The organism is Rhodococcus sp. MH15 (assembly GCF_019266045.1).
GTDB lineage: Bacteria > Actinomycetota > Actinomycetes > Mycobacteriales > Mycobacteriaceae > Rhodococcus_F > Rhodococcus_F qingshengii.
The window spans coordinates 538,334-561,220 of the sequence record NZ_LPNP01000080.1 but is presented as its reverse complement, the minus strand read 5'-3'; the positions used below and the strand labels follow the sequence as shown (position 1 = coordinate 561,220).

The following is a 22,887-nucleotide window of genomic DNA, read 5'->3' as shown; positions in this document are numbered from 1 at the left end:
TGGTAGGCGACCTATTGCAGCCCACTGAGCCCCTCGCCCAGCACGGTCGCACCGAGGATCGTCAGGATGACCGTCATCATCACCGCGTTGTTGGCGGTCATCCATGCCTTCGCGGACGCGAGGATCTCGTCGGCACGCTTGCCGGAGAACACCTTCACCAGGATCGGCGACGCGATGCCGACGCTCGCGATGACCGTGAAGATCACCGCGGCAACAATCTGTTGGGCAACGACATTCGTGGCGACCGCGATAGTGGCCGCACCGGATACCGCCAGCGCTGCATTCTTGGGATTGACCGCCGCGGACAAGAACGCCAACCCGAACGCCTTCCGCGGAGTCAACCCGTCGACGCTCTTCATCCACTTCGGAACTGTCGGCTCACTCCCGTTTCGCGGACGCGCGCGCCACTGCTTGTATGCCAAGCCGAACAGGACAAGACCCAACACGATTCGTACGACGCTCGACCACACCGAAGTCTGCGACGACTGCGACTCCGCAAACGAATAGTCCGCGATCACGATGGTCACCGCGACGACTGCCGAGATTCCGAGGACCCACCCGAGTAGAAAAGATGCCGCCCCTCGATGTGCTCCAGCGGTGATCATGACGAGCACGATCACCGCCATGGGCATCGAGACGAAAAGCAGGCCGAGGGCAATCGGAAGAGACAAACCGATCGCAGCTAGCACCGAAAACCTCCAGTTGAATGCACGATCGACGATCGATTCGAGGTCGAAATCACGACGTCGGAGGCAGCATGACCTCGATGAGATGCGGGCCGGGTTCCGCCAGCGCTGCGGCAAACTGTTCGGCCAACTCCTCCGCTGTGTTCGCCCGCGACGCGGGCACTCCCAACCCCTCGGAGATCTTGACGTAGTCCATGTTCGGAGATGACAGATCCAACATCGACTGTGCGACGACGCCGCCACCTTCTGCGCCGACTCGTTGCAGTTCGCCACGCAGGATGGCGTATGCGCGATTGTTGAGCAGAATCGTCGTGACGTTCAACTGCTCTCGCGCCTGCGTCCACAACGCCGTGATGGTGTACATCGCGCTTCCGTCGGCTTCGAGATTGATCACCGGTCGCTCCGGCGCTGCCACAGCGGCGCCCGTCGCCACCGGGATGCCCTGGCCGATGGCACCTCCGGTGAGCGTGAGCACGTCGTGGCGCGGCGCTCCGGCAAGGGCAATCGGGATCGCCCAACCGGAAGTCGCCGCCTCGTCGGAGATGATGGCGTCGCCTGGCAGCAGGGCGCCGATCACGTCGGCCCAATTTCGAACGTCCAGAGGCCCGCTCGGCAGCGCCGGCCGATTCGCTTCCTGCACAACAGGTTCGACTCCCGGTGCCACGAGTTCGGCCACTGCCTCCAGTGCACCGGCAACATCGTCGCCGACGCTTGCCAGCGTTGTCACCGCAGCACCCTCCGGTGCCAGATCGCTCGGTTTTCCGGGATACGCAAAGAACGAGACCGGCGAAACCGCTCCGGCCAGAACCAGCTGAGTTGTTCCGCGAAGTTGTTCGGTGGCGTGCTCGGCGAAGTATCCCAAGCGCTCGAATGACGGTAGCCCCGCACCTCGTTGAAGCCTGGCTGGAAAAGTCTCGATCAGAATCTGTGCACCGGTCGCGACCGCAATTCGGGAAGCGGCGCGCAGCCCAGCTTCGGAACAGGCTGCGCCGCCCAGCAGTAGCGTGGCGCGACCCTCGGCATTGAGCGCGCCTACCACCGAGTCGATCTGTGTTGCAGAAACTTCCGCCCGCCCCGGTATGTCCCGAGGACCCGCAAGAACTCCACCTTCGCCCCACGAGACGTCGGCAGGGAGGACAAGTGTGGCAATGTGCCCGGGCGGATTCATCGAGGCGGCAACGGCGTCGGCCGCGTCGCTACCGACGGTCGCGGTGGATTCGGAACGTCGACTCCACCCCTCCAACCATTCGGTCAGCGCATCGATGTTCGATTCGAGAGGAGCGTCGAAACCGTGGTGGTAGGTCGCGTGGTCCCCGACGATGTTCACGATCGGTGTGTGGGCGCGGCGCGCGTTGTGAAGGTTCGCCAGTCCGTTCGCCATACCGGGGCCCAGATGGAGCAGCGTCGCGGCAGGCTTTCCGGCGATCCGTGCGTAGCCGTCCGCGGCACCGGTCACGGCGCCCTCGAACAAGCCGAGTACCGCACGCATCTGCGGAACGGAATCGAGTGCGGCGACAAAATGCATCTCGGACGTTCCTGGATTGCCGAAGCACACCTCGACGCCCGAGTCGACCAGGCTTTGGATGAGCGACTGTGCACCGTTCATTTCGATCACCTCTTCTTCATGAAAAGCTGCGAATGCTTCCTGCGCTTCATCGTGAGCAACCGAACTCCCGGTGCGTGCTCCTCGATCCGAACAGTCATCCGTACCTCCGTCGTGGCCGAGAGTCTCGATTCAAGCTACTCGGTCGGGAGTTCAGCGTTCGTAGCCCTTGCGCATATCGTCGACGATGCGTGGCCGGTCGAGCGTCGAGGGTTCCAACTCCCGCCTCGGGCGATCGCGAGGAAACACCGAGGCCGACGCCAGCGTCGGCTCGTCGAGGAACCGCAGGTTCGGCACATCAGCGGGCAGACGAAGGTCGGGTGGAGTGGATCCCGCTTGCGCGAGCACATATCCCCAGTCACCGAAGCTCGGCACGAAAACGTGATAGGGCGAGACGCTCAGTCCGACAGCCGATACCGTCGACACCGTTCTCCAGTACGCATCCGGTGTCGAGTACGGGCTGCCGGACTGGACGACCATCAGCCCGCCCGGATTCATCGCGGCAGCGGCAAGTCCGTAGAACTCCATCGAATACAAGCGGCCAAGTGCGGGGGTGTCAGGATCCGGGAGGTCGACGATCACCGCATCGAAACCCGGTTCCGGACGCTCTCGCAGCCACCGAAACGCGTCGTCGAGTACGACGTCCACCCGTGGATCCTCGAGCGCTCCCTCGTTCAGATCACGAAGACGCGTGTTGGCCAACTCGATGACTGCCGGATCGAGTTCCACTTGAACGATCTGCTCGACGCTGTTCATTCGCAGCACTTCCCGTGCAGCGAGGCCGTCACCGCCGCCCAGAATCAGCACGCGCCGGGGGTCGTTCACCAGGGCCGGATACACCAGCGACTCCGTGTACCGATGCTCGTCGACACTGGAGAACTGCAGGTCTCCGTCGAGGAACAGGCGCACGTCGTTCCCCCGCTCGGTGACGACGATTTCCTGGTACACCGATCGCTCGGCGGCCACCACGGGATCGGTGTAGAGCCGCTGCCTCGACGTGGTCTCGATGTCCGACGCTGCGATCAGCAACCATCCGATCAAACTTGCTGCCAACAGCATTGCGACGACGGCGATCGATCGTGCGCGCAGGCTGAGCTGCCACCGAAGGAGTATCAGCGCGACCACTGCCGCAGCCACGAGATTGATCATGCCGGTGAGTGCGGCACCGCGAATCATTCCCGCCCACGGCAACAGTACGAACGGCCACAGCAGACCACCGATCAATGCGCCGAGGTAGTCGGCGGCATTGAGGTTGGCCAGTACCTTTCCGGTGCTCTGTGCGTCGTTGTCGCTGCGACCGGACTGCAAGAGCGTCATCAGCAGAGGCACTTCGGCACCGACGAGGATGCCGATCAGCGCGGTCGCCGCCACCAGAACTGCTGCGCTGGAACCGAAGAACGTGAAGGTCACGTACAGCGTGACGGCACTGAATCCGCCGATCAGCCCGAGCAGTATCTCGACCGTCACGAACGAAACGGCAGCGTGTCCCAGCAGAGGTTTGGCGGCCAGCGCTCCGATACCCAGAGCCGCAACAAATCCCGCGACGATCAACGACGTCTGGGTGATGCCGCCGCCGGTCAGACTCACGCTGAGTGTCAACAGGGCCAGCTCGTAGATCAGGCCACACGCAGCGCACGCCGCAACAGCCGCAAGGAGAAGGACGCGTGCGCGCGGGCCGAGCATCGTCGAACGCTCGTCAACTGTCACATCGGGATCAGCGGCAACCATCAGGTGAGCGCTGCGGCGTTCACCAAACCGATGGACAGCAAGCTCACACCCACAGCCCACGCGGCGCCACACATCTTCGGATCCTGCACCAGCGCAACCAACTTGCCGGGAAGGAATGCGTTCATCAATCGCAGCGCGATCGCTTGCAACACGATCGCGAACAGTCCGTACACCGCGGAGTCGGCGAGTCCCTGAGCAAAGCCGTCCGAACTGGTCAGGATTGCCGTCACCACGATGATCGCCAGCGCAAGATGATTGGAGGCCAACAGAATCGCAGCGTTCGGGTTCTTGTCGACGTAAACCTGGTGGCGGAGATTTCCGGGTGTCATGAGGTCGAGGACCAGGAATCCCGTCGCCAGAACCGCTGCACCGACGACGAAGTAGGCGAGGGTGCCGAGAACGCCCCCGACGAGCAATGCCGGATCCACCGTCCCGATCTCGACGGAAGTGGATGCAAAGATGTTCGTCACGCCGTTCTCCTTCTCATTGAGCATTACCGTCATTTGGCACTACCCGAGCCGCCGCTGCCACTGCTTCCACCCGCCGGGGATCCCGGGTTGAAGCCCGGTCCCAGGTACGCGTATCCGCCGCTGCGATACGTGCCGTCGATGTCCTCTACCTTGATGGTGCTGCCACCGCCCGAAGCCGAACTGACAGTGACGATGTCGTCGTCGTAGCGCAGGTATTCGTTGCCGCCGTCAGCACTTCGCGCCGCTGGTTCGTCCGCGTCGACAATCCGTGAGACGGTCGTGCCCACTGGATCTTTCGACGAGTACAACACGACGTCGCCATCCTGGGACGTCTTGGAATAGTTGTCCGCGATGAAGTCTTTGGCTCCACCACCGCACGCCGACAAGACAATTGCGGCCGCCAGCATCACCGGAGCCAACCACGTCCGCCCCCTCACGGCTGCCACCTGCTGCGTGTCTTCACGATCACTCCTGTCCCCTCCCCCGGGTACAAATGCCAACTCTGCCAACTCCACCCCTGGCGGTCTCGCACGCCATACAAAGCGGTCAACGCTGTGTCGTCGCCGGGAAAGGATCCGCAGATCCAACCGTCGTGGCCGGCGGACTCTTTCAACGACGCAGCTTCCGAGTCGAATTCGACCCGGTCCATCACCAGTGAGGAAGACTCGAACCGGTAGTTTTGCGTGGACTCCACTGCGGGCAGTGGTTCACCGCCGACTGCAAGAGCATCGCACGAAACCTGTTCGGTCAGTTTCTTTCCCGACGCCCAGGCCGTCACCACGTGCGAAGCCCCCAGCACTCCGAGGGTCAGCGTCGCGTCGGAAGTTCCGATCACCAACTCGGCGAGGGTCGGTGGCGCAGGAGCTCCCAGTACCAACCCCAGTGCCGAGGCATCCACGTCGGTCGGCTCCACGTCGAGTAGATACAGGCTCATTCCGGGGGGCCCGAGTGGATGACGGTGAGTTCGCTGCGAGTGACCGCCCGTCCCGTGGAAACCTCCCACGACTGTCCGCGCGCCCACTTCTCGAATGCAATCAGGCCGGTCTTGTCGGCGGTCGCATAGTCCGCGTATTCCATCGAGCCGGAAGGGGCCGTACCCGTCGTACCCTCGGCCGTGAACTTCGCCGTTCCACTTTCGATCTTGCGGTGAACCTTGTCGTCGAGAATGACGTCGCCGTTCGGGACCAGGTTGGTTCCTTCTCGACGCATCCAGAGAGTCATCTCCAATTCGCCCTCGTCGTCCTCGACCGTCAACCAACGACGACCGGTCGAACCGTCGAGAAGGTGCTCACGCCAGATGTACCCCTCTTCGTCGAGCGTGATGGTCCCTCGAACAACATGGTCGATACCCGCGTACGTGATGATGTCGCCGACCCCGATCTTGTGGGGGTCGTACACCTCGGGATAGTCGGCGAGCGGGTCGACGCGAGCACTCGGCTTACCCTGGCGTCCACGCAGGACCACAAACACGACGGCAGCGATCACTACGAGTATCAGGACAACTATCAGCACGTTGGTCAACGGTTTCTCCGAAATCGTCTCGGCAGGGTTGCCGCGGGCCATACCCTACCGATCCGTTCTCAGCCTTTTCGGATGAGACTGCCGGCAATCCGGCCTGTCGCCGACCGGACAGGTCTCCAGCGCCGCGGGCAGATCGAAAGACTGCCCCGGCGCACCTTTGCGTTTACGCTCAGCCCGAGGAACTCCGCGCGAACGAAAGCCGGTCGACTGACGATGAGCAAGAACACGGAGCCGTCTGCCCGCACCGTCATGCACACACCACGATTCTGGTTGACACCATTGATAGTGGTCACCCTCTTGATGTCTGCGCTGGCAGCGTTGTACATGGGCGGAATACTCGACCCCAAGAAACACCTGGACCAGTTCCCGATCGCCCTGGTCAACCAGGACGAGGGCGACACCCTCCCCGGTGGCGACCCCGCCGACCGCAAGAACTTCGGAAACGACATCGTCGCCGGCCTCGAAAGCGGAATCGACCACCAGAAGATCGACCTGCAGCAGATCGGTATCGCCGAAGCCCAATCGCGGTTGAACTCCGGCACGCTGTACGGCGCGATCGTGATTCCCAGTGATTTCACGAAGAGGACGATCATCCTGGCGGAGGCCAGCGTCGTCGCCGGTGACGTAGAGCAACCGATCATCACGATCTACACCAATCCTCGCGCCGGTTCCGTCTCGGCATCGCTGGTCCAGTCGATCGGAACCACAGCCCTCGCCTCGGTCAACAAGAACATGGGCGAGCAACTCACCGCCCTTGTCACCGCGCAGTTGGAAGCGGGAGGCACCGGAACCCAGATCTCCGGAGCGAGCCGCCTGCTGCTCGAAAACCCGGTGAACGTACTCACGGTTGCCCACGATCCGCTTCCCGACGGAACCGGATTCGGTTTGGTGGCATTCTATTTCGCGCTGCTGTTGGTCCTTGCGGGATTCACCGGAGCAACCGTGGTCAATTCCTTGGTGGACGGCATGCTCGGATACGCGCCTACCGAATTCGGTCCACTCTTCGTTCAGAACGACGTTGTGGGTATCAACAGGTTTCGAACGCTGCTCGTCAAATGGGCATTCATGATCGTGTTGTCCGGCATAGTCTCCGCGTTGTTCCAGTGGATCAGTCGCGCCCTCGGAATGCCGGTCACTCACGGGCTTGCATTGTGGGAGTACGGCGCGCTGGTCATCACAGCGGTGGGCATCACGGCGATGTCGGTGATGGCCGCGTTCGGCTCGTTGGGCATGTTGATCAACCTGTTCGTGTTCGTCATTCTCGCGCTGCCCTCGTCCGGTGGCACCATCCCCCTCGAAGCCAGCCCCAGGTTGTATGCCTGGCTGGCGCAATTCGAGCCGATGCACCAGATCTACATGGGCACGCGATCGATCCTGTTCTTCGGCGCACGCGGTGAGGCAGGCCTGCTGCATGCCGTCTGGATGACGTTGGTGGGTCTACTGATCGGCGTCGTACTCGGCATCGTGACCACCCGTTTCTACGACCGCAAGGGCTACGAGCGCACCCATCGTCCCAAGGTGGCGTGACATGGTACCCAGCCGGGATTTGATCGAAACCTGTTGAGCCGATTCAATGTGATTGCGCGTTTCGGGAATCTTCGAGCCCCTTCCGCACGTTGTACAACTATGGCTAATTACAAAACAGTCAATCCCGCGACAGGTGAAACCGTCAGGGAATTCGATACTTTGGATGACGCCGGAGTTGAAGCCGCACTTGCGAACACGCATCGCGGCTACTTGACCTGGCGCAACAGTGCGCCACAGCAGCGTGCGGCAGTCCTGAGCAAGACCGCCGAACTGTACACAGAGCGCGCAGACGAACTGGCCCGAATGATCTCCTTGGAGATGGGTAAGCCGGTCCGCGAGGCCAAGGGCGAAGTACAACTCTCGGCCGCGATCTATCAGTGGTATGCAGACCACGGTCCGGCACTGCTCGAGGAAGAACGACTCGACGTTCCCGGGGCCGAGGAGTCGGTTGTGTACCGGCGACCGATCGGCGCTCTCATCGGCGTCATGCCGTGGAACTTCCCGTACTACCAAGTCGCCCGCTTCGCGGCACCGAATCTGATGCTCGGTAACACGATCATTCTCAAGCACGCATCGAACTGTCCGCAGTCGGCGCTGCTGATGGAAGAGATTCTGCGACAAGCCGGATTGCCGGACGACGCCTACGTCAACGTCTTCGCGACCAACGAGCAGATCGCGGACATGATCGCCGATCCCCGAGTTCAAGGTGTGTCACTGACCGGCAGCGAACGCGCCGGAACCAGCGTCGCCGAAACTGCCGGACGCAATCTCAAGAAGGTCGTCCTCGAACTCGGCGGATCAGACGTGTTCATCGTCCTCGATTCCGACGACATGGATGCCACCGTCAAGTCCGCAACCAAGGCACGTCTGTCCAATGCCGGCCAGGCCTGCAACGCGGCCAAGCGTTTCATCGTCACCGAAGATTTCTACGACGACTTCACCAACAAGTTGGCGACGTCCTTCGAATCCGTCACTGCCGGTGACCCGTTGGACGAATCCACAGTCTTGGGTCCGCTCTCTTCGCAGAGCGCGGCAGATACTCTGATCGAGCAGATCGACGACGCTGTGTCCAAGGGTGCCACGCTGCTGACCGGTGGAAAGAAGATCGACGGCCCGGGCGCCTACGTTCAACCGACATTGCTCGCAGACGTGACACCGGACATGCGGGCCTACAGCGAAGAACTGTTCGGACCTGCCGGAGTCGTCTACAAGGTCAAGTCGGCCAGCGAGGCTGTGGAACTTGCCAATTCGTCGGTCTACGGCCTGAGCGGATCCGTCTGGAGCAGCGATCTCGATTCCGCCCGGTCGGTCGCTGCAGATCTCGACGTGGGAATGGCGTTCGTCAACGAGCACGGAACGACGTTGCCCGGTCTGCCCTTCGGCGGAGTCAAGCGCTCCGGAGTCGGCCGCGAGCTCGGTCCGTGGGGAATGGACGAGTTCGTGAACAAGAAGCTGCTCCGCGTCTCGAAGAAGTAGTTCGACACAGAAGTAGTTCGACACAGAAGTAGCGCGACACAGAAGTAGCTCGGCGCAAAGAAAGGCCCTGACCTCGATGGAGGTCGGGGCCTTTCCTCATAACCCACGGACCAGCAAGCGGGTCCGCTGCCTGGTCACTCGCTTGCCGGCGTGGCACCCCCACGAGTGAGGCTCCACCCGAACCTCGTCGCGATGACAGCTGACCCCCAGCCCAACAGTGCACCCACCAGTGGAGCAGCGACGGCGGTGTAGATCGCCTCGTTGGAAACACCAACCGACACGGCGGAGTCACCGACGAAGGCGAAATCGGTTCGGGAGGCGAAGGACGCCCACTCGATCAGGCCGGAGACAACAATAATCAGGAACCCCAGCAGGAAGCCGAAGCCGGCCAGCAGAACGTGAAGTGCGCGCATCCGGTCAGTCTGCCTGTAACACCCACCCAGATAAAACCGACCTGCTGGTATGACACTTTCACGAATCGCTCAAACTACCGTAGTCGCCGCTGCCCTCTGCGCGAGTGCAGCCATCTGTTCCGCGACGTCAGCTTCCGCGGACGTAGTCGACGTCACGATCCTTCCGGGTCTCAGCAGCGGGCCGACGACGTCGTACGGAGCGGGCTGCACGTATCTGGTGGTTGCCAGGACAGCAGCGTTGAACGAGCCGAACGTCTCGATTGTCGACATGAACCGAGCGTCGACCATGTTCCCGCAGGAACTGATCTGGGACACCGTCAATCCCTACTTCACCTTGCCGGTCGTACTCGGCCACGCCGTCACGCTGTGGACTCCGACTGCACCGGGCGAACACTCTCTGATGGCCTACCAGACGTCCGCGGGCGGGCCGGTCACAACGGTCGATGTCAATCCGGCGACACCGATCGGTCCGGGGTGCGTCGTCGCACCCTGATCCGCTAGCCCTCCAAGAAGTCGACGAGCACCCGGTTGATTTCATCGGCGGGAACCATCGGAATGCTGTGATGCGAAGAAGCTTTCAGCACCTCGACACGCGCTGCGGGAACCCTCTCCCGCACTGACTTCGACACGGTTTCCGCATCATGCACCCGTCCGTCTTGTGCGAGGACCACCAGCAACTCGACATCCAGTGCGCTCAAGGCCTCCTTCGAAGGACGTCGAGGCACTACGAGATCGGGTCGCGGTAGATCCGAAGTGCCCACTTCCACAAGAGACAGCCAGTCGGAGTCGATACTCAACTCACCTGTCTCCCAATCCAACAGTCGCCGTCGGCGCGCTCGCGACGGGGAGAGCAACAGCGGAAGCGCACGCAGAAGGTAGCCCGCCTTCATGCCGGAGAAACTCGAATTAGGATCGAGCAGAACAAGTTTCCCGACACGATTCGGTCGATGCAGCGCAAAGGCCAACGCAATCATTGCGCCATAGGAATGTCCGATCACATCAACGGTGCCGGCCCCGGTGCAATCGACTATCGAGTCCATCCACTCGATCAGATCGTCGACGGACTTCATCGGATCACCATTCGGAACGCTCCGCCCGGCATCGCCCATGGTGTCGACAGCAAAGACACGCCGGGATTTCGACAGCGCCCCAACATTGTCGAACCACACCGTCGAAGTGGCACCTCCCCCGGACAGAAGGATCAACGGCCGCGAGTCTGCATGCCCACAGACGTTCACATGCGTGTTACCGAACCGCCCCGCGAGATCCACACCCAGCGGTTTCTGCGGCCATTTGGTCAGTACAGCGTCGTATGCGCGATTGAAGTCCATCCCCCACCCCCATTTCTCTCGATTATCGAGATAGTAGACAATCGAGAGACAACACACCAGGGCTGGAGGCATCCTTGAGCGTCGGCGATGCAGAAGACGAAGCGATGGCGATCGTCCACTCGCTTCGCGCACTGACCGTCGACTTGAACGTGGCGGTTTCCGGCTTTGCGAACAAGTACAAAATGCACTCCACCGACGTGCGCGCGTTGATCTGCCTTCTCGATGCCGAGCGCTCGAACACATCGGCGACGCCAGGTTGGTTGGGCTCACAGCTCGGGATCAACTCGGCGTCGGTGACTGCACTGGTCGACCGGATGGTCAAAGCGGGGCACGTAGCTCGGGAGCGGGACTCAGCAGACCGTCGACGGGTGCTCTTGCAGGTCACACCATCGGCGGTCACTCTGGGCGAGAGTTACTTCGGCCCACTCATTTCACGGGCGGTGAGCACCCTCGGCAATTTTACCGCCACAGAGCGAGCCACCATCGCGAGTTTCATCGCCGCGATGCGAGCGGACGTGGAGCGGACTCGAGTCGATAGGGAGCCCTCCCGGTGACTCGCATACTTCCCGCGGGAGAACGCGCATTGCTCGTGGACTTCGATTCCGAAGCTGGCGTTCTAGCGTTCACCGAAGCACTGACGCGTAACACCCCGGTCGGGGTCGAAGACTTCCTCCCCGCAGCTCGCACGGTCCTGGTCACGTGCACCCCGGCGGCAGATCTCACGTACGTCCGGAAGCGCTTGAACGATCTCGAGCAGACCGATTCTGCCGCGACCACAGACGAGCATTTCGAGACGGATGCACTCACCATCGCCGTCAGGTACGACGGGCCCGACCTCGACGACGTCGCACAGTCACTTGGTATGAGCCGATCCGAGGTGGTTGCGGCCCACACCGGGGCAATGTGGCGTTGCGCCTTCATCGGATTCGCACCCGGCTTCGCCTACCTGACTTCAGGCGACACTCGGCTCGACGTTCCGCGTCGAACGCAATCACGAACCGCTGTGCCTGCCGGTTCCGTCGCCCTGGCCGCTGGATACAGCGCGGTCTACCCGCGTGCATCACCGGGTGGCTGGCAGATCATCGGGAGCACCGATGCCGTGATGTGGGATCTGAACGCCACACCACCGGCCACCGTTCAGCCCGGCAGACGCGTGCGCTTCGTGAACGAGGAACAACGATGAACGGTCTGGAGATACTCGACACCGGGCCGCTGAGCCTGATCCAGGACCTCGGACGGATAGGTCATCTTCGCTCGGGTGTCGGGGTTTCCGGTGCGGCAGACAGGCGATCTCTCAGGCTTGGCAATCGGCTCGTCGGCAACAACGAGGGCGCAGCCGGTGTCGAGGTCCTCCTGGGTGGGCTGAGTCTTCGGGCGCAGCAACCGACAACGATCGCGTTCACCGGTGCGCCTGCACAGGCCTACCGCGACGGCATTCCGGTCGGGCATTCGAGCGTGATCGATCTGCGGGCTGGTCAGACCGTCCGCCTGGACTACGCACCGAGCGGACTGCGGACGTATTTGACCGTCCGAGGCGGCATTGTGGTTCCCGAGATCCTGGGATCGCGCAGCACCGACACGATGTCCGGGATCGGTCCGGCGCCTCTCGAGCCTGGTGTTTTTCTCCCGATCGGGCCATCGCCGACCACGTTCTCAGCCGTCGACCTCGCACCGGTGCCGCCGATGGCAAACGAGACTCTCGCCATTCGAGTGGTGTTCGGTCCTCGCGCAGATCGATTCACCAACCCCGAAACACTCCTCCATGGCCGATGGGCGATCTCGACCGACTCGGACCGAATCGGCGCACGCGTCGATCGCGTCGGCGCCGACGAACTACTTCGAAGAACAGACGACACCGAACTGCCCACCGAAGGCGTGGCACTCGGATCGATCCAGGTCCCACCCAGCGGCCAACCTGTCGTGTTCCTCGCCGATCACCCCATCACCGGCGGCTATCCGGTGGTGGGAGTGGTCGCGGACGCAGATATCGACCGACTCGGCCAAGCCCGCCCGGGTCAACACATCCGGTTCGTCAGGGCCTGAGCACGCCGAGCGATAGCGTGTCGGACCCAGCCGTCACACTGATGTCGTGCGAGTTGTCCTGGTCCCCGGTAGTACGACGTCCACGGGAGCTGTGACGGCAACTGTCCTACGGACCGATCCCGCTGGAACGCCGCTCGCCGATCCCGTCGAATACCCCGACCTGATCGCAGCGGTACGCACCATCGAGGAAGCCGAGCACCCGCGGTGGGTGTGGCCGAGTACGGCGACCGTGTACCCACCTCTACTGCGGGCAGGCGTACGGGTTCAGCGGTGCCACGACATCTCCCTGACCCGCGCGATACTCGGAATGCGCGCCGGCAAACCGTCACCGCCCGCCGAGGAGTTCGACGACGATCGACTCGGACTCTTCGACACTGCACCCGTTCTCGATCCCCTCGCCGTCGTCACCGAATTCGCCGAGCAGCGCGCAACCATCGGCGCGGACGCTCGACTGGACTTGTTGATCGCAGCAGAATCGGCCGGCGCTCTCAGCGCCGCCGAGATGACGCACACGGGCCTTCCGTTCTCGACGCAGAAGCATCGCGAACTCCTCGAAGAACGGCTGGGGCCGCGGCCGACGGGATACGACCTCCCCGCTCGTATGCAGGAACTTGCCGCACAGATCAGTGAGGTCTTCGGGCGCACCGTCAATCCTTCGTCTTCGGTGGAGATCACCGAGGCGTTCGGTCGTCAGGGCATCGAACTTCCGTCGACACGCAAGTGGTTTCTGCAGGAGATCGATCATCCGGCTGTGCCGCTACTCCTTCGTCATCGCGAACTCGCCAAGCTGTACAGCACCAACGGGTGGCAGTGGATGGACAGTTGGGTGCGGGGAGATCGATTCCGTCCGATCTACGTTCCTGGTGGTGTCGTGTCCGGCAGGTGGGCGAGTCGAGGCGGCGGGGCCCTCCAGATTCCGAAGACCATGCGCTCGAGCGTCGTCGCCGATCCGGGCCACGTGTTCGTCGTCGCCGACGCCGGTCAGCTCGAGCCCCGAATTCTGGCCGCCATGTCCGGCGACCGCCGCATGATGGCCGCCGCCGGCGACGACGATCTGTACGCACTTGTCGGTGCAGAAGCCTTCGGCGGGGATCGCGCAAAAGCCAAGGTCGCAATCCTCGGAGTCCTGTACGGGGCGACGGCGGGTGAAGCCAAAGCACTGCTCGTCTTGTTGCGGAAGCGATTCCCGGTCGCCGTCGAGTACGTCGAGCAAGCTGCCAAGGCAGGTGAGCGCGGCGAGGTGGTGAAGTCACTGCTCGGCCGGGCCTGTCCCCCACCGTCTCCCGACTTCTACTCCCACGGCGACGCTCATGCCCGCGGTCGTTTCACGCGAAACTTCGTCGTTCAGGCCACTGCGTCCGAGTGGGCGTTGTGCCTGCTCGCCGACCTCAGGCGCCGCCTCGCCGAAGATCCGGACGGCGAGTTGGTCTTCTTCCAGCACGACGAAGTGGTCGTGCATACCCGAAACCCCGAGTCAGGTGCCGCCCACGTGCTGGCCGCCGCGGCTTCGGCAACTCGATTGTTGTTCGGCGACACAGTCGTTCGTTTTCCTATGGACGTCGCAGCCCGCGAGACTTACGGCAAAGGCACTTCGTAGCGTCGTCAATTCCACTCCAAGTGGTTCCACCACGCCCGTATTGCGTGTTCTACTGGAAAACGTTGCTTTGTTGGTGCTGGTCGACTGTGTTCGAGGAGAACCATGACCAAGCTGGACACAACTGATGCAGAACGGAACGAGCGCGGAGCCGTGAAGCGCCTTCGCGTGCCGATCTTCACCGTGATCGCCCTTGCGATCTTCGCCTTCGTCGCAGGCGGATTCGGCGGTTCTTTCCAGGGCAAACTCGCCGAGGTTCAAAAGAACGACAACGCCTCGTACCTCCCGAGTTCCGCCGAATCGACAATCGTCAGCAACCAATCCGCGAACTTCCTCGCAGTCGAGACGATCCCTGGATTTGTTCTGTTCCATCGAGATTCGGCCCTCACCGAGGCGGACAAATCTGCAATCAACTCGGCCTACGGCGCCATTGCCGGCATCTCCGGAGTAGACGCCGACGGTATGCAGCCCACTCAGTACTCCGCCGACGGCACAACTGCGTCGATCTTCGTGCCACTCGTGGCCAAAGACGGTGACACCGCCGTGGCAGGTGATGTCCTGGCGACCACCGAGCAGAACGTCATCGACGCCGCAAAACAAGCAGCCGGTGATGTCGAGGTACTCCCAGCCGGGCCAGGTGGGCTACTCGTTGCGTTCATCGACGCCTTTGCCGGTCTGGACGGAGCGCTCCTTGGCGCGGCACTCCTGGTCGTGATCCTCATCCTGCTTGTCGTGTACCGATCGCCGGTGTTGTGGGTCTTCCCGCTGTTCTCCGCGCTCCTCGCCATCGGCTTGTCGTCGATGGTGATCTACTTCCTCGCGAAAGCCGAACTACTGACGCTGACCGGGCAATCTCAAGGCATCCTTTTCGTATTGGTAATCGGTGCCGGTACCGACTACGCCCTACTCTTGATTTCTCGCTACCGCGAAGAACTGCACACGTATCCCAACCGCTTCGACGCGATGATCAAGGCCTGGCGCGAGTCTGCGCCGGCCATCACCGCTTCGGCTGTCACCGTGATTCTCGGTCTGCTTTGCCTGACGTTCTCTCAACTCAACTCCAACAAGAGCCTCGGACCCGTCGCCGCCATCGGGATCGCCTGCACCTATCTGGTGATGATGACGTTCATGCCGGTCGCTCTGGCCGCCACCGGACGGTGGGTCTTCTGGCCGCGCAAGCCCAAGGTCGATCACGCCGCAGATCTTACGACGCACGGGATGTGGGGCAAGATCGCCGAGGCCGTCGGTAGCAAGGACCGCCCACTGTGGATCGGCGCCACAGTGTTGTTGATCATCCTGTTCGCGGCCGGGATCGGCAGTCTCAAAACCGATGGCCTGACATCCACCGAAAGCTTCACCAATCGTCCCGACGCAGTTGTCGGACAAGAACTCTACGACTCGAAGTTCGATCCCGGAGCCGGCGCACCGGCCGTGATCACCGCAAACGCCGACCAGGCCGACGCCGTCATCAAAGCAGCCAGCGGCGTCGAAGGTATCTCGCAGGATCCCGGCGCCGTCTGCACCCAGGTGGACGTCGCAAAGGTCAGCGATTTGATCAAGACCAACCCCGCTGCCGTCGCACAAGCCGCCGCTGCGGGTTGCGCCCCTGCGGCTTTCACCGTTGCACCGATCGACGGCCGAACCATGATCAATGCAACCCTCGCCGACTCCTACGATTCGCCGCAGGCACTCGAAACTGTCAAGCGACTGCGGACTGCCGTCCACGACGTGCCCGGCGCCGACGCGCTCGTCGGCGGCAGCACGGCCACCACCCTTGATGTCCAGGCGGCCTCGGTCCGCGACAGAAACCTGATCATCCCGATCGTGCTGGTGGTGATCTTCCTGGTTCTGGCCGCTTTGCTCCGTGCTCTGCTGATCCCGGTGATTCTCATTGTCACCGTGGTGCTTTCATTCGCGGCGACCCTCGGTGTGAGCGGATTCTTCTTCACACACGTATTCGGGTTCGCCGGGGCGGATCAATCGTTCCCGCTGTTCGCCTTCGTCTTCCTCGTCGCGCTGGGTATCGACTACAACATCTTCCTGATGACCAGAGTCCGGGAGGAGACCGGAGAATTCGGCACCCGCGCAGGTGTACTGCGCGGTCTTGCGGTGACGGGCGGTGTGATCACGTCAGCCGGAATCGTCTTGGCCGCAACATTTGCCGTACTGGGAATCCTGCCACTGGTCTTCCTCGCCGAGATCGGATTTGCCGTGGCCTTCGGCGTGCTGCTCGATACGATCATCGTGCGCAGCGTCCTGGTGCCGGCACTCTCTCACGACATCGGGAAACGTATTTGGTGGCCGTCCGAACTGGCGCGGGCGAAAGACTGACCGACTACAGAAACGCTTCCTTAGTCCACAGATGAAAGAGCGCGTAGGCTCGCCAGGGTCGCCAGCGCTCGGACAACGCTGCGGCTTCTTTGCCCGACGAAACCCCCAACGCTCGCTTCAACACCAGATCGTCGGGTACGAAGGCGTCGCGATCACCGAGAATTCGAACAGTGAGATAGTCAGCGGTCCACGGTCCGATTCCCTTTAGCGCCAACAGCTCTCGCCGAAATTGGACAGGATCCGCATTCCAGGAGAGATCGAGGCCGTTCGCTGCCGCAGTTGCCAGCGTGTGCACTGTCCTTGCGCGCGCTGTGGTCAATCCGACGGCTTTCTGTATGCCCTCGGTTGATTGCGCTGCAACCACGTCCGGATCAGGGAAGGCAAGAAAATCCCCTTGCACCGGTACCCCGAATGCGCTGACAAAACGACCACCGAACGTCCTCGCCGCGCCGAGCGAAACCTGTTGTCCCAGAACAGTGAGCACTGCGGTCTCGAACCCGTCCACCGAACCGAGCACACGCAATCCTGGACGGGCGGCAACAAGTGGGGCCAACAACTCATCACTACCGAACGCCGCTTCGACAGCAGTGTGATCGGCGTCGAGGTCGAGCCAACGGCGCACGATCACCTCCAGCACTGCGGAATCCGCTACCGGCACATCGGAATCCACGACGACACCGTCGTCGGTCCACGACACCGACACGACAACGGGTCCGGAAGGCAACGGTACGACTCTGGTGTGAACACCGTCGTCGTGACGCTCGAGGCCTGCGACGCAGTGAGCCCGCAGGGCACCGGTCAGCGGTTCGACTGCATAGGGCGCCTGAAAGCGCAGCGTCACTGCGCTCACCGGCCGGCTTCCAGATCCAGCAGAATCGCTTTCAGTTCGGGGCCACCCGCGTACTGCCCGAGGCTGCCGTCGCTGCGCACCACCCGGTGACACGGGACCACCAACGGCAGCGGGTTCTTTGCACATGCGGTCCCTACGGCACGCACCGCACGTGGGCTTCCCGACGCTGCCGCGACCACCGAATAGCTTGCAGTGTGGCCGTATTCGATCTCGGGAAGATGACGCAACACTTCGCGTCGAAACCCTTTCGCGAGTTGGAAATCCAAGCGCAGATCGAATTCTCGACGCGCACCGGCAAAGTACTCGTCCAACTCGCGAGCGACAGTGTCCAGCCTGCGCGGGTAATGAAGCACACGAGGGCTGACGGTGTCCGCCAATCGTTCCAGAACGAGGCCGTGCCCTTCGACGGCAAAGGCAACCCGCACCAGGCCGACATCAGTTGCCGCCAGCAGCAGCTTTCCGACCGGCGAATCGACGGTTCGATATGCCACGTCGATCAATTCGGCTTCGGACGCCTGCGCAGCCAGGCGCGCCCGTAGGCGGATCATGGCGTCGGCGTCAACGGCTGGAAATGCCTCGAACACATCGTTACTCATGAGTGACTCCCTTCCGCAGCGGTAGCGGACAAGTAGGTTCTTCGTAGGGTGGCGATACCGTCCGCACCCGCGCGTCTGGCGGCTGCCGGCGTGTTGCCGAGGATGTCCGCGATCTCTGCGTACGGCAGCCCACCCAGAAAGTGATAGGCGACCGCCGCACGTTGTTTGAGTGGTAGTTGTTCGAGTGCGTCCCAGAGTTCGTGATCCCACGTGCCCGGCACGCCGATTCGCGTCGGCAACTCCGGAACGTCGTCTGTCGGCACGGCCACGCGGGCACGCACTCGGGTGATGTCGATCGCCTTGCGGTGCGCGATGGTGACCAGCCAGGCTTCGATGTTCGCGTCCAGGTTCAGATCCGGGTATGCCCGCATCGCCGCGATGAACGTCTCGGACCACGCGTCCTCGGCGTCGACGGGCCCGACCACCGCGCGGCAGACACGGAGGACCACTGCACCGTATTCGGTCACGACGTCTTCGAACGGTTTGAGTGTCACGACCGGTAGACGTTCCCGATCACCGAATTGTGAGCCGAGCGCATCAGAAGAGGACATCCGATTCGCCGCCGTACTCGCGGTCGAGCAGGAACCGCTTACGTTCGAGGCCGCCGGCGAAACCGGTCAGACTTCCGTCGCTACCGACCACGCGATGACAGGGAACGATGATGCTGATCGGATTCTTGCCGTTTGCCGCGGCGGCAGCACGGATCGCAAGCGGGTTACCCAAAGTTTGCGCGAGCTCCATGTAGGTCCAGGTTTCGCCGTACGGGATCGTTCGCAAGGTGTCCCACACCCGCTTCTGGAACTCGGTACCCACGGGCGCCAGCGGCACGGAGAACTCCGTGCGATCACCCTCGAAGTACTCGGTGAGCTGCGATTCGACTTCACCGAAGACCGCCGAGGAACGATCACCGAACGTGGACTCGTCCGGCTTGTGGCGATGCTCCGCCATGTACAGACCGCAGAGGTCGTCACCTGCTGCTACCAGCGTCAACGCTCCGATCGGCGAGTCGATCACAGTGTGCGTACGGATAGCCGTCATGTCTCGATCCTTCCAGGTTGCGCGGTGCGGCAGGCAGCGGGTGAAGTGATTGTCCGCGCCGGCACCGACACCTCGAAGACGCCGCGGGCCTCGTGAATGTGAGATTTACCTGTACTTTGACGTCACATCAGGCAGTATCGAGGGATGGCTCTAGTTTTGCCCGGCAGCTCCACCGTCGTCCGCTCCGTCGGCGACGTGGTGCACTGGTCCCTGTCCACGGTCGCATTTGCGGTCACCCTGCCCACTCGACTCGAGGCGCTCCTCTTCTCGGTCGAGAGGTTGGTGGCGCGCATCAACCAGATCGCCGACAACGCCGACCGCGTCGTCATCGGAGCCGCCGCCGTGACCGTTCGCGCTGAGACACTGGTCGAGGCCGTCGAGCAGACGTCGGACATCGCGGGACAACTCCTCGAGATCTACGAGCCCATCGCCCTACAGCTCGCGCCGCTGGCCGCCAGGTTCGCCGACGACCTTTCCGAGGCAGAGGTCAGCGCCGCGATCAAGCTGATCGACCAACTACCGGAGCTCACCGACCGGGTGGCCGCGGTGTTGCCCATCCTCGGAACCTTGGACTCCGTCTCGCCCGAGATCCACGAACTCCTCGGAGTGGTCAAGGACCTGCGGCAGGCGATCGTCGGGGTGCCTGGCTTTCACTTCTTTCGCAAGCGGGGCGAAGCCAAGCTGGATTGAAATTTCAGGCGGAGTAGCCGTTGGTCCCGGCCCGCGCCATGACGACCTTCGGAACGACCGCTCGAGACGAGAGCTTGAGCAGACCGTCCACCAACTCCACGATGTCGTCGACCTTGATCATGGTGTCCGGTGTGATCCGATCGTGTGTCCATGCCGACATGTCGGTGTCGACGTAACCGGGAGCGATGGCCGTCGCACTGACGCCGTTTCCGGATTCCTCGGCGTTGAGTGCCTCGACCATCGAAATCAGCGCAGCTTTGGTGGCTCCGTAGACGGCCAGGCCGCTCTCGGCATACACACCGGCCATCGAGGCGAGAGCGATCACCTTCGCTCCGCCGGCAAGGTCCGCGTCCGCCGCTGTACGCAGGAGCGGCAGCGACGCTTGCAATAGCGCGAACGGTGTCCGGAGATTGACGGCAACGGTCTTGTCGAAACGTCGCATCGGGTAATCCGCCACTCGCCCACTGGTTCCCACTCCGGCGTTGAGGACGAGTGCCCTCATGGAGCCGAATCGCTCACTGTGTGTGGCGACGAGTGCTGCGGCGAAGTTCTCGTCCGCCATGTCGCCGGCCGAGACGACGACGTCCGGCGATCCGGCGCGCGTAAGTTCTTCGGCGACCACGGCGAGCCGCTCGGTATCACGCGCCGTGATGGTCAGCCCGTACCCTTGCGAAGCCAAGCGTGTTGCGATGCCGAGCCCGATTCCCTTGGAGGCGCCGGTGACCAGTGCTGATCGAGTCATTCGAATTTCCCTTGCAGTGCGTTGAGTCCGGCCGAGATCAGTTCCGGCACAGAAGATCCAGCCTTGTCGAATCCCCCGCCGACGGTGGCTCCTGCTCGGAATCGGTGATCGATGCCCTGCGCCACGACGGCGAGTTTGAAGAACCCGAGCGCCATGTAGAAGTTCCAATGCGCCAGTTCACGACCCGACACGGACGAATACCGTTGCGCCAGATCGACAACGGACGGTAGCGACGGGCTCGTCCACGCAGCAGGCTCACCCAGAACCAGATCCAGCGCGGGATGCCGATAGACGCACATCATCGCGATGTCCGCCAGCGGATCGCCCAGCGTCGACAGTTCCCAGTCCACCACTGCGGCAACCTTGGTGACGTCGTTCGCCGCGAGAATCGTGTTGTCGATCCGGTAGTCGCCGTGCACGATCGACGAGGCTGATTCCGCCGGAATCAATTCCGCGAGGCTCGACGCCAACCTGTCCACGTCGGCCGAGTCCTCGGTCTTGACGCGTGACCATTGACCGGCCCACAACTTCACCTGGCGGGCTACGTAACCGTCGGGTCTGCCGAGTTCGCCGAGACCCACTGCGGTGTAGTCGACGTCGTGCAGTGCAGCGAGAACACGCACCAACTCGTCGGTGCACTGCGTGACCTGCGCTGCCGGAACAGCTTCCAACTCGGTTTTGGTTCGGATCACTTGACCGGTGACGAACTCGACCACCGTGAACGACGCACCCATCACCGAGGCGTCCTCGCACAGCACGACGGTCGGCGCGACCGGCACGGCAGTGTTCTGCAACGCCGAGGTGATTCGGAACTCACGCGCAACGTCATGCGCCGACGGCGTGAGGCCGGCCGTGGGTGGACGACGCAGAATCCACTTCGAGTTGTCGTCGAAGATTCCGTAGGTGAGATTGGATTTGCCGCCTGAAATCAGTTCGGCTCGCAACTCACCGCTCACCTCGACGCCTGCGGCTTGCAGATACTTGTGGAGCGCCGCGAGATCGAGTCCTGGAAAGTCCGTCACTTCGACTCCTCCCGAGCAGCGCGCTTCGCAGCTCCCACAACACGTTTCGCAATTGCCCAGCGATGAACCTCGGACGGGCCGTCGTAGACGCGGAAGGGACGCACTTCGCGGGACAAGCGTGCCAGCGGCAGATCGCCGGACACGCCCATTCCGCCACACATCTGAATGGAGCGGTCCACGATCCGGAAGATCGCCTCGGCAGCGTAGGTCTTGGCGATGGACGTCGCGTTGCTCGCGTGCCCGCCCTGATCGAGTTCGAAGCAGGCCTGCACCAGAAGTGCGCGGCTGGCTGCGATGTCGATCTCGTTGTCGGCGACCATCTTCTGGATCATTCCGAGATCACCGAGTTTCGAGCCGAAGCCTTCTCGTTCGGCAACCCTGGCCACGGCGACGTCGTGGCCGCGGCGCGCTGCACCGAGCCAGCGCATCACGTGCGTCATGCGGGCGGGACCGAGGCGAACCTGCGCGTAGGCGAAACCTTGATCGACCTCACCGAGAACGGCCTCGTCGGGTACGAAGAGATCCTCGAACGTGACCTCGCAGTGCCCACCGATCATGGCCTTGTCGAGGGTGTCGATGTGTCGACCCACTACCAGGCCGGGAGTGTCCGTCGGCGCCAAGAACATGGTCGCTCCGCCGCGCTGCCCGGGCTCGCCGGACGTGCGCGCCATGATGATGAAGAACCCGGCGCCGTCGGCGCCGGTGATGAACCATTTCTTACCGTTGATCTTCCAGCCACCGGGGACTTTTTCGGCGCGGGTGTTCAAAGCCGAGGGATCGGATCCCGCTCCGGGCGCGGGTTCGGTCATGGCGAATGCCGACCGCATGTCCCCGCTTGCGAGCGGCGCGAGGAACTGCTGCTTCTGTGCTTCGTTCGCCACGTGGGCCAGCATGTGAACGTTGCCCTCGTCCGGCGCCGCGATGTTGAGCGCCGTCGGCCCGAATAGCGAGTAGCCGGCTTCCTCGAAGACCGGCGCGCGATCACTCATGTTGAGTCCGTGGCCGCCGTACTCGATCGGTGCATGCGGGGCGAAGACACCGGCTTCTTTTGCTGCCGACTGCATCTCGATGCGGATGGCATCGCCACCCGCTACAGCGATGTCACCGGCGTGTTCGTCTTCGATGGGGAGCACTACGTTGCGCGTGAAGTCGCGCGTCTTCTCGATCAGCGCCACCACCTCGGGCGCGTACGTCAGATCGATTGCCACCAGCCACCTCCGAAAGAA

Annotated in this window: 25 protein-coding genes; 9 read left to right on the top strand and 16 right to left on the bottom strand. The window is 62.7% G+C overall.

Features of this window, described 5'->3' with window-relative positions:
- Positions 1-11: 11 nt before the first annotated feature.
- From ATN37_RS25560 to ATN37_RS25530, 7 genes are all read right to left on the bottom strand, one after another.
- Positions 12-689, bottom strand: coding sequence for a GAP family protein (locus ATN37_RS25560; RefSeq protein ID WP_058226676.1), 678 nt, complete (start codon positions 687-689; stop codon positions 12-14).
- Positions 690-738: 49 nt separating this feature from the next.
- On the bottom strand, positions 739-2,292 hold the full coding sequence (locus ATN37_RS25555; protein WP_232329921.1) for an acetolactate synthase large subunit: 1,554 nt from the start codon (positions 2,290-2,292) through the stop codon (positions 739-741).
- 150 nt (positions 2,293-2,442) lie between these two features.
- Positions 2,443-4,017, bottom strand: coding sequence for a polyamine aminopropyltransferase (locus ATN37_RS25550; protein ID WP_064114201.1), 1,575 nt, complete (start codon positions 4,015-4,017; stop codon positions 2,443-2,445).
- A complete protein-coding gene (locus ATN37_RS25545; protein WP_042448576.1) occupies positions 4,017-4,520 on the bottom strand; it encodes a DUF350 domain-containing protein in 504 nt (167 codons plus the stop codon). Before ATN37_RS25545 ends, ATN37_RS25550 begins: the two co-directional genes overlap by 1 nt.
- Positions 4,517-4,933 (bottom strand): DUF4247 domain-containing protein, encoded by a 417-nt coding sequence (locus tag ATN37_RS25540; protein WP_037128670.1) that lies wholly within the window; start codon positions 4,931-4,933, stop codon positions 4,517-4,519. The genes ATN37_RS25545 and ATN37_RS25540 overlap by 4 nt, the downstream gene beginning before the upstream one ends.
- Complete coding sequence (locus ATN37_RS25535; RefSeq protein WP_064687754.1) at positions 4,921-5,421, bottom strand: DUF2617 family protein; 501 nt, start codon at positions 5,419-5,421, stop codon at positions 4,921-4,923. Before ATN37_RS25535 ends, ATN37_RS25540 begins: the two co-directional genes overlap by 13 nt.
- Positions 5,418-6,050: a DUF4178 domain-containing protein gene (locus tag ATN37_RS25530; RefSeq protein WP_042448586.1), complete on the bottom strand. Its 633-nt coding sequence runs from the start codon at positions 6,048-6,050 to the stop codon at positions 5,418-5,420. Before ATN37_RS25530 ends, ATN37_RS25535 begins: the two co-directional genes overlap by 4 nt.
- 171 nt (positions 6,051-6,221) lie before the next feature.
- Between ATN37_RS25530 and ATN37_RS25525 the strand changes: the two genes are divergently transcribed.
- Entirely contained in the window at positions 6,222-7,535 is a 1,314-nt protein-coding gene (locus ATN37_RS25525; RefSeq protein WP_007729572.1) for a YhgE/Pip domain-containing protein, read from the top strand.
- 99 nt (positions 7,536-7,634) lie between these two features.
- Entirely contained in the window at positions 7,635-9,011 is a 1,377-nt protein-coding gene (locus ATN37_RS25520; RefSeq protein ID WP_039973099.1) for an NAD-dependent succinate-semialdehyde dehydrogenase, read from the top strand.
- Between the two features lie 134 nt (positions 9,012-9,145).
- Here the strand turns inward: ATN37_RS25520 and ATN37_RS25515 are convergent, their stop codons facing one another.
- Positions 9,146-9,424, bottom strand: coding sequence for a hypothetical protein (locus tag ATN37_RS25515; RefSeq protein WP_058037626.1), 279 nt, complete (start codon positions 9,422-9,424; stop codon positions 9,146-9,148).
- A gap of 49 nt (positions 9,425-9,473) precedes the next feature.
- On the opposite strand from ATN37_RS25515, the gene ATN37_RS25510 reads away from it, so the two are divergent.
- Positions 9,474-9,917, top strand: a complete 444-nt coding sequence (locus tag ATN37_RS25510) for a hypothetical protein (protein ID WP_081558456.1) — start codon at positions 9,474-9,476, stop codon at positions 9,915-9,917.
- A gap of 4 nt (positions 9,918-9,921) precedes the next feature.
- Here ATN37_RS25510 and ATN37_RS25505 read toward each other — a convergent pair whose 3' ends face one another.
- Positions 9,922-10,755, bottom strand: a complete 834-nt coding sequence (locus ATN37_RS25505) for an alpha/beta fold hydrolase (RefSeq protein ID WP_058037625.1) — start codon at positions 10,753-10,755, stop codon at positions 9,922-9,924.
- Positions 10,756-10,829: 74 nt separating this feature from the next.
- Here ATN37_RS25505 and ATN37_RS25500 point away from each other — a divergent pair, with 74 nt between their 5' ends.
- The 5 genes from ATN37_RS25500 (at position 10,830) to ATN37_RS25480 (ending at position 16,723) form a co-directional block, all read left to right on the top strand.
- Positions 10,830-11,309: a MarR family winged helix-turn-helix transcriptional regulator gene (locus tag ATN37_RS25500; RefSeq protein ID WP_218695762.1), complete on the top strand. Its 480-nt coding sequence runs from the start codon at positions 10,830-10,832 to the stop codon at positions 11,307-11,309.
- Complete coding sequence (locus ATN37_RS25495; protein ID WP_003940006.1) at positions 11,306-11,938, top strand: allophanate hydrolase subunit 1; 633 nt, start codon at positions 11,306-11,308, stop codon at positions 11,936-11,938. Before ATN37_RS25500 ends, ATN37_RS25495 begins: the two co-directional genes overlap by 4 nt.
- Positions 11,935-12,798 carry a biotin-dependent carboxyltransferase family protein gene (locus tag ATN37_RS25490; protein ID WP_058037623.1) on the top strand — a complete coding sequence of 288 codons (864 nt, stop codon included), beginning with the start codon at positions 11,935-11,937 and terminating at the stop codon, positions 12,796-12,798. The genes ATN37_RS25495 and ATN37_RS25490 overlap by 4 nt, the downstream gene beginning before the upstream one ends.
- A gap of 46 nt (positions 12,799-12,844) precedes the next feature.
- On the top strand, positions 12,845-14,395 hold the full coding sequence (locus ATN37_RS25485; RefSeq protein WP_064074237.1) for a bifunctional 3'-5' exonuclease/DNA polymerase: 1,551 nt from the start codon (positions 12,845-12,847) through the stop codon (positions 14,393-14,395).
- Between the two features lie 102 nt (positions 14,396-14,497).
- A complete protein-coding gene (locus tag ATN37_RS25480; RefSeq protein WP_218695761.1) occupies positions 14,498-16,723 on the top strand; it encodes an MMPL family transporter in 2,226 nt (741 codons plus the stop codon).
- Between the two features lie 4 nt (positions 16,724-16,727).
- Here the strand turns inward: ATN37_RS25480 and ATN37_RS25475 are convergent, their stop codons facing one another.
- From ATN37_RS25475 to ATN37_RS25460, 4 genes are read right to left on the bottom strand one after another with little or no spacing between them, the layout of a single operon-like run.
- On the bottom strand, positions 16,728-17,573 hold the full coding sequence (locus tag ATN37_RS25475) for a DNA-3-methyladenine glycosylase (protein WP_030537220.1): 846 nt from the start codon (positions 17,571-17,573) through the stop codon (positions 16,728-16,730).
- Positions 17,570-18,169: a methylated-DNA--[protein]-cysteine S-methyltransferase gene (locus tag ATN37_RS25470; protein WP_218695760.1), complete on the bottom strand. Its 600-nt coding sequence runs from the start codon at positions 18,167-18,169 to the stop codon at positions 17,570-17,572. Before ATN37_RS25470 ends, ATN37_RS25475 begins: the two co-directional genes overlap by 4 nt.
- Entirely contained in the window at positions 18,166-18,720 is a 555-nt protein-coding gene (locus tag ATN37_RS25465) for an RNA polymerase sigma factor (RefSeq protein WP_218695759.1), read from the bottom strand. The genes ATN37_RS25470 and ATN37_RS25465 overlap by 4 nt, the downstream gene beginning before the upstream one ends.
- Positions 18,707-19,207 (bottom strand): methylated-DNA--[protein]-cysteine S-methyltransferase, encoded by a 501-nt coding sequence (locus tag ATN37_RS25460; RefSeq protein ID WP_218695758.1) that lies wholly within the window; start codon positions 19,205-19,207, stop codon positions 18,707-18,709. The genes ATN37_RS25465 and ATN37_RS25460 overlap by 14 nt, the downstream gene beginning before the upstream one ends.
- A gap of 144 nt (positions 19,208-19,351) precedes the next feature.
- Here ATN37_RS25460 and ATN37_RS25455 point away from each other — a divergent pair, with 144 nt between their 5' ends.
- Complete coding sequence (locus ATN37_RS25455; RefSeq protein WP_007729604.1) at positions 19,352-19,897, top strand: hypothetical protein; 546 nt, start codon at positions 19,352-19,354, stop codon at positions 19,895-19,897.
- A gap of 4 nt (positions 19,898-19,901) precedes the next feature.
- Here the strand turns inward: ATN37_RS25455 and ATN37_RS25450 are convergent, their stop codons facing one another.
- From ATN37_RS25450 to ATN37_RS25440, 3 genes are read right to left on the bottom strand one after another with little or no spacing between them, the layout of a single operon-like run.
- Positions 19,902-20,639 carry an SDR family oxidoreductase gene (locus ATN37_RS25450; protein ID WP_192712190.1) on the bottom strand — a complete coding sequence of 246 codons (738 nt, stop codon included), beginning with the start codon at positions 20,637-20,639 and terminating at the stop codon, positions 19,902-19,904.
- Entirely contained in the window at positions 20,636-21,661 is a 1,026-nt protein-coding gene (locus ATN37_RS25445) for a phosphotransferase family protein (RefSeq protein ID WP_007729609.1), read from the bottom strand. Before ATN37_RS25445 ends, ATN37_RS25450 begins: the two co-directional genes overlap by 4 nt.
- The gene (locus tag ATN37_RS25440; protein ID WP_003940162.1) at positions 21,658-22,869 is read right to left on the bottom strand and encodes an acyl-CoA dehydrogenase family protein; all 1,212 of its coding nucleotides are present in this window, start codon (positions 22,867-22,869) and stop codon (positions 21,658-21,660) included. The genes ATN37_RS25445 and ATN37_RS25440 overlap by 4 nt, the downstream gene beginning before the upstream one ends.
- Between the last annotated feature and the right edge of the window lie 18 nt (positions 22,870-22,887).

Bases quoted from the DNA above. Each gene is read 5' to 3' on its own strand.
- ATN37_RS25555 (WP_232329921.1), bottom strand. From the start codon at position 2,292: ATGAACGGTGCACAGTCGCTCATCCAAAGCCTGGTCGACTCGGGCGTC.
- ATN37_RS25550 (WP_064114201.1), bottom strand. From the start codon at position 4,017: ATGGTTGCCGCTGATCCCGATGTGACAGTTGACGAGCGTTCGACGATG.
- ATN37_RS25545 (WP_042448576.1), bottom strand. From the start codon at position 4,520: ATGACGGTAATGCTCAATGAGAAGGAGAACGGCGTGACGAACATCTTT.
- ATN37_RS25535 (WP_064687754.1), bottom strand. From the start codon at position 5,421: ATGAGCCTGTATCTACTCGACGTGGAGCCGACCGACGTGGATGCCTCG.
- ATN37_RS25530 (WP_042448586.1), bottom strand. From the start codon at position 6,050: ATGGCCCGCGGCAACCCTGCCGAGACGATTTCGGAGAAACCGTTGACC.
- ATN37_RS25525 (WP_007729572.1), top strand. From the start codon at position 6,222: ATGAGCAAGAACACGGAGCCGTCTGCCCGCACCGTCATGCACACACCA.
- ATN37_RS25520 (WP_039973099.1), top strand. From the start codon at position 7,635: ATGGCTAATTACAAAACAGTCAATCCCGCGACAGGTGAAACCGTCAGG.
- ATN37_RS25515 (WP_058037626.1), bottom strand. From the start codon at position 9,424: ATGCGCGCACTTCACGTTCTGCTGGCCGGCTTCGGCTTCCTGCTGGGG.
- ATN37_RS25510 (WP_081558456.1), top strand. From the start codon at position 9,474: ATGACACTTTCACGAATCGCTCAAACTACCGTAGTCGCCGCTGCCCTC.
- ATN37_RS25505 (WP_058037625.1), bottom strand. From the start codon at position 10,755: ATGGACTTCAATCGCGCATACGACGCTGTACTGACCAAATGGCCGCAG.
- ATN37_RS25490 (WP_058037623.1), top strand. From the start codon at position 11,935: ATGAACGGTCTGGAGATACTCGACACCGGGCCGCTGAGCCTGATCCAG.
- ATN37_RS25480 (WP_218695761.1), top strand. From the start codon at position 14,498: ATGACCAAGCTGGACACAACTGATGCAGAACGGAACGAGCGCGGAGCC.
- ATN37_RS25470 (WP_218695760.1), bottom strand. From the start codon at position 18,169: ATGAGTAACGATGTGTTCGAGGCATTTCCAGCCGTTGACGCCGACGCC.
- ATN37_RS25465 (WP_218695759.1), bottom strand. From the start codon at position 18,720: ATGTCCTCTTCTGATGCGCTCGGCTCACAATTCGGTGATCGGGAACGT.
- ATN37_RS25460 (WP_218695758.1), bottom strand. From the start codon at position 19,207: ATGACGGCTATCCGTACGCACACTGTGATCGACTCGCCGATCGGAGCG.
- ATN37_RS25455 (WP_007729604.1), top strand. From the start codon at position 19,352: ATGGCTCTAGTTTTGCCCGGCAGCTCCACCGTCGTCCGCTCCGTCGGC.
- ATN37_RS25450 (WP_192712190.1), bottom strand. From the start codon at position 20,639: ATGACTCGATCAGCACTGGTCACCGGCGCCTCCAAGGGAATCGGGCTC.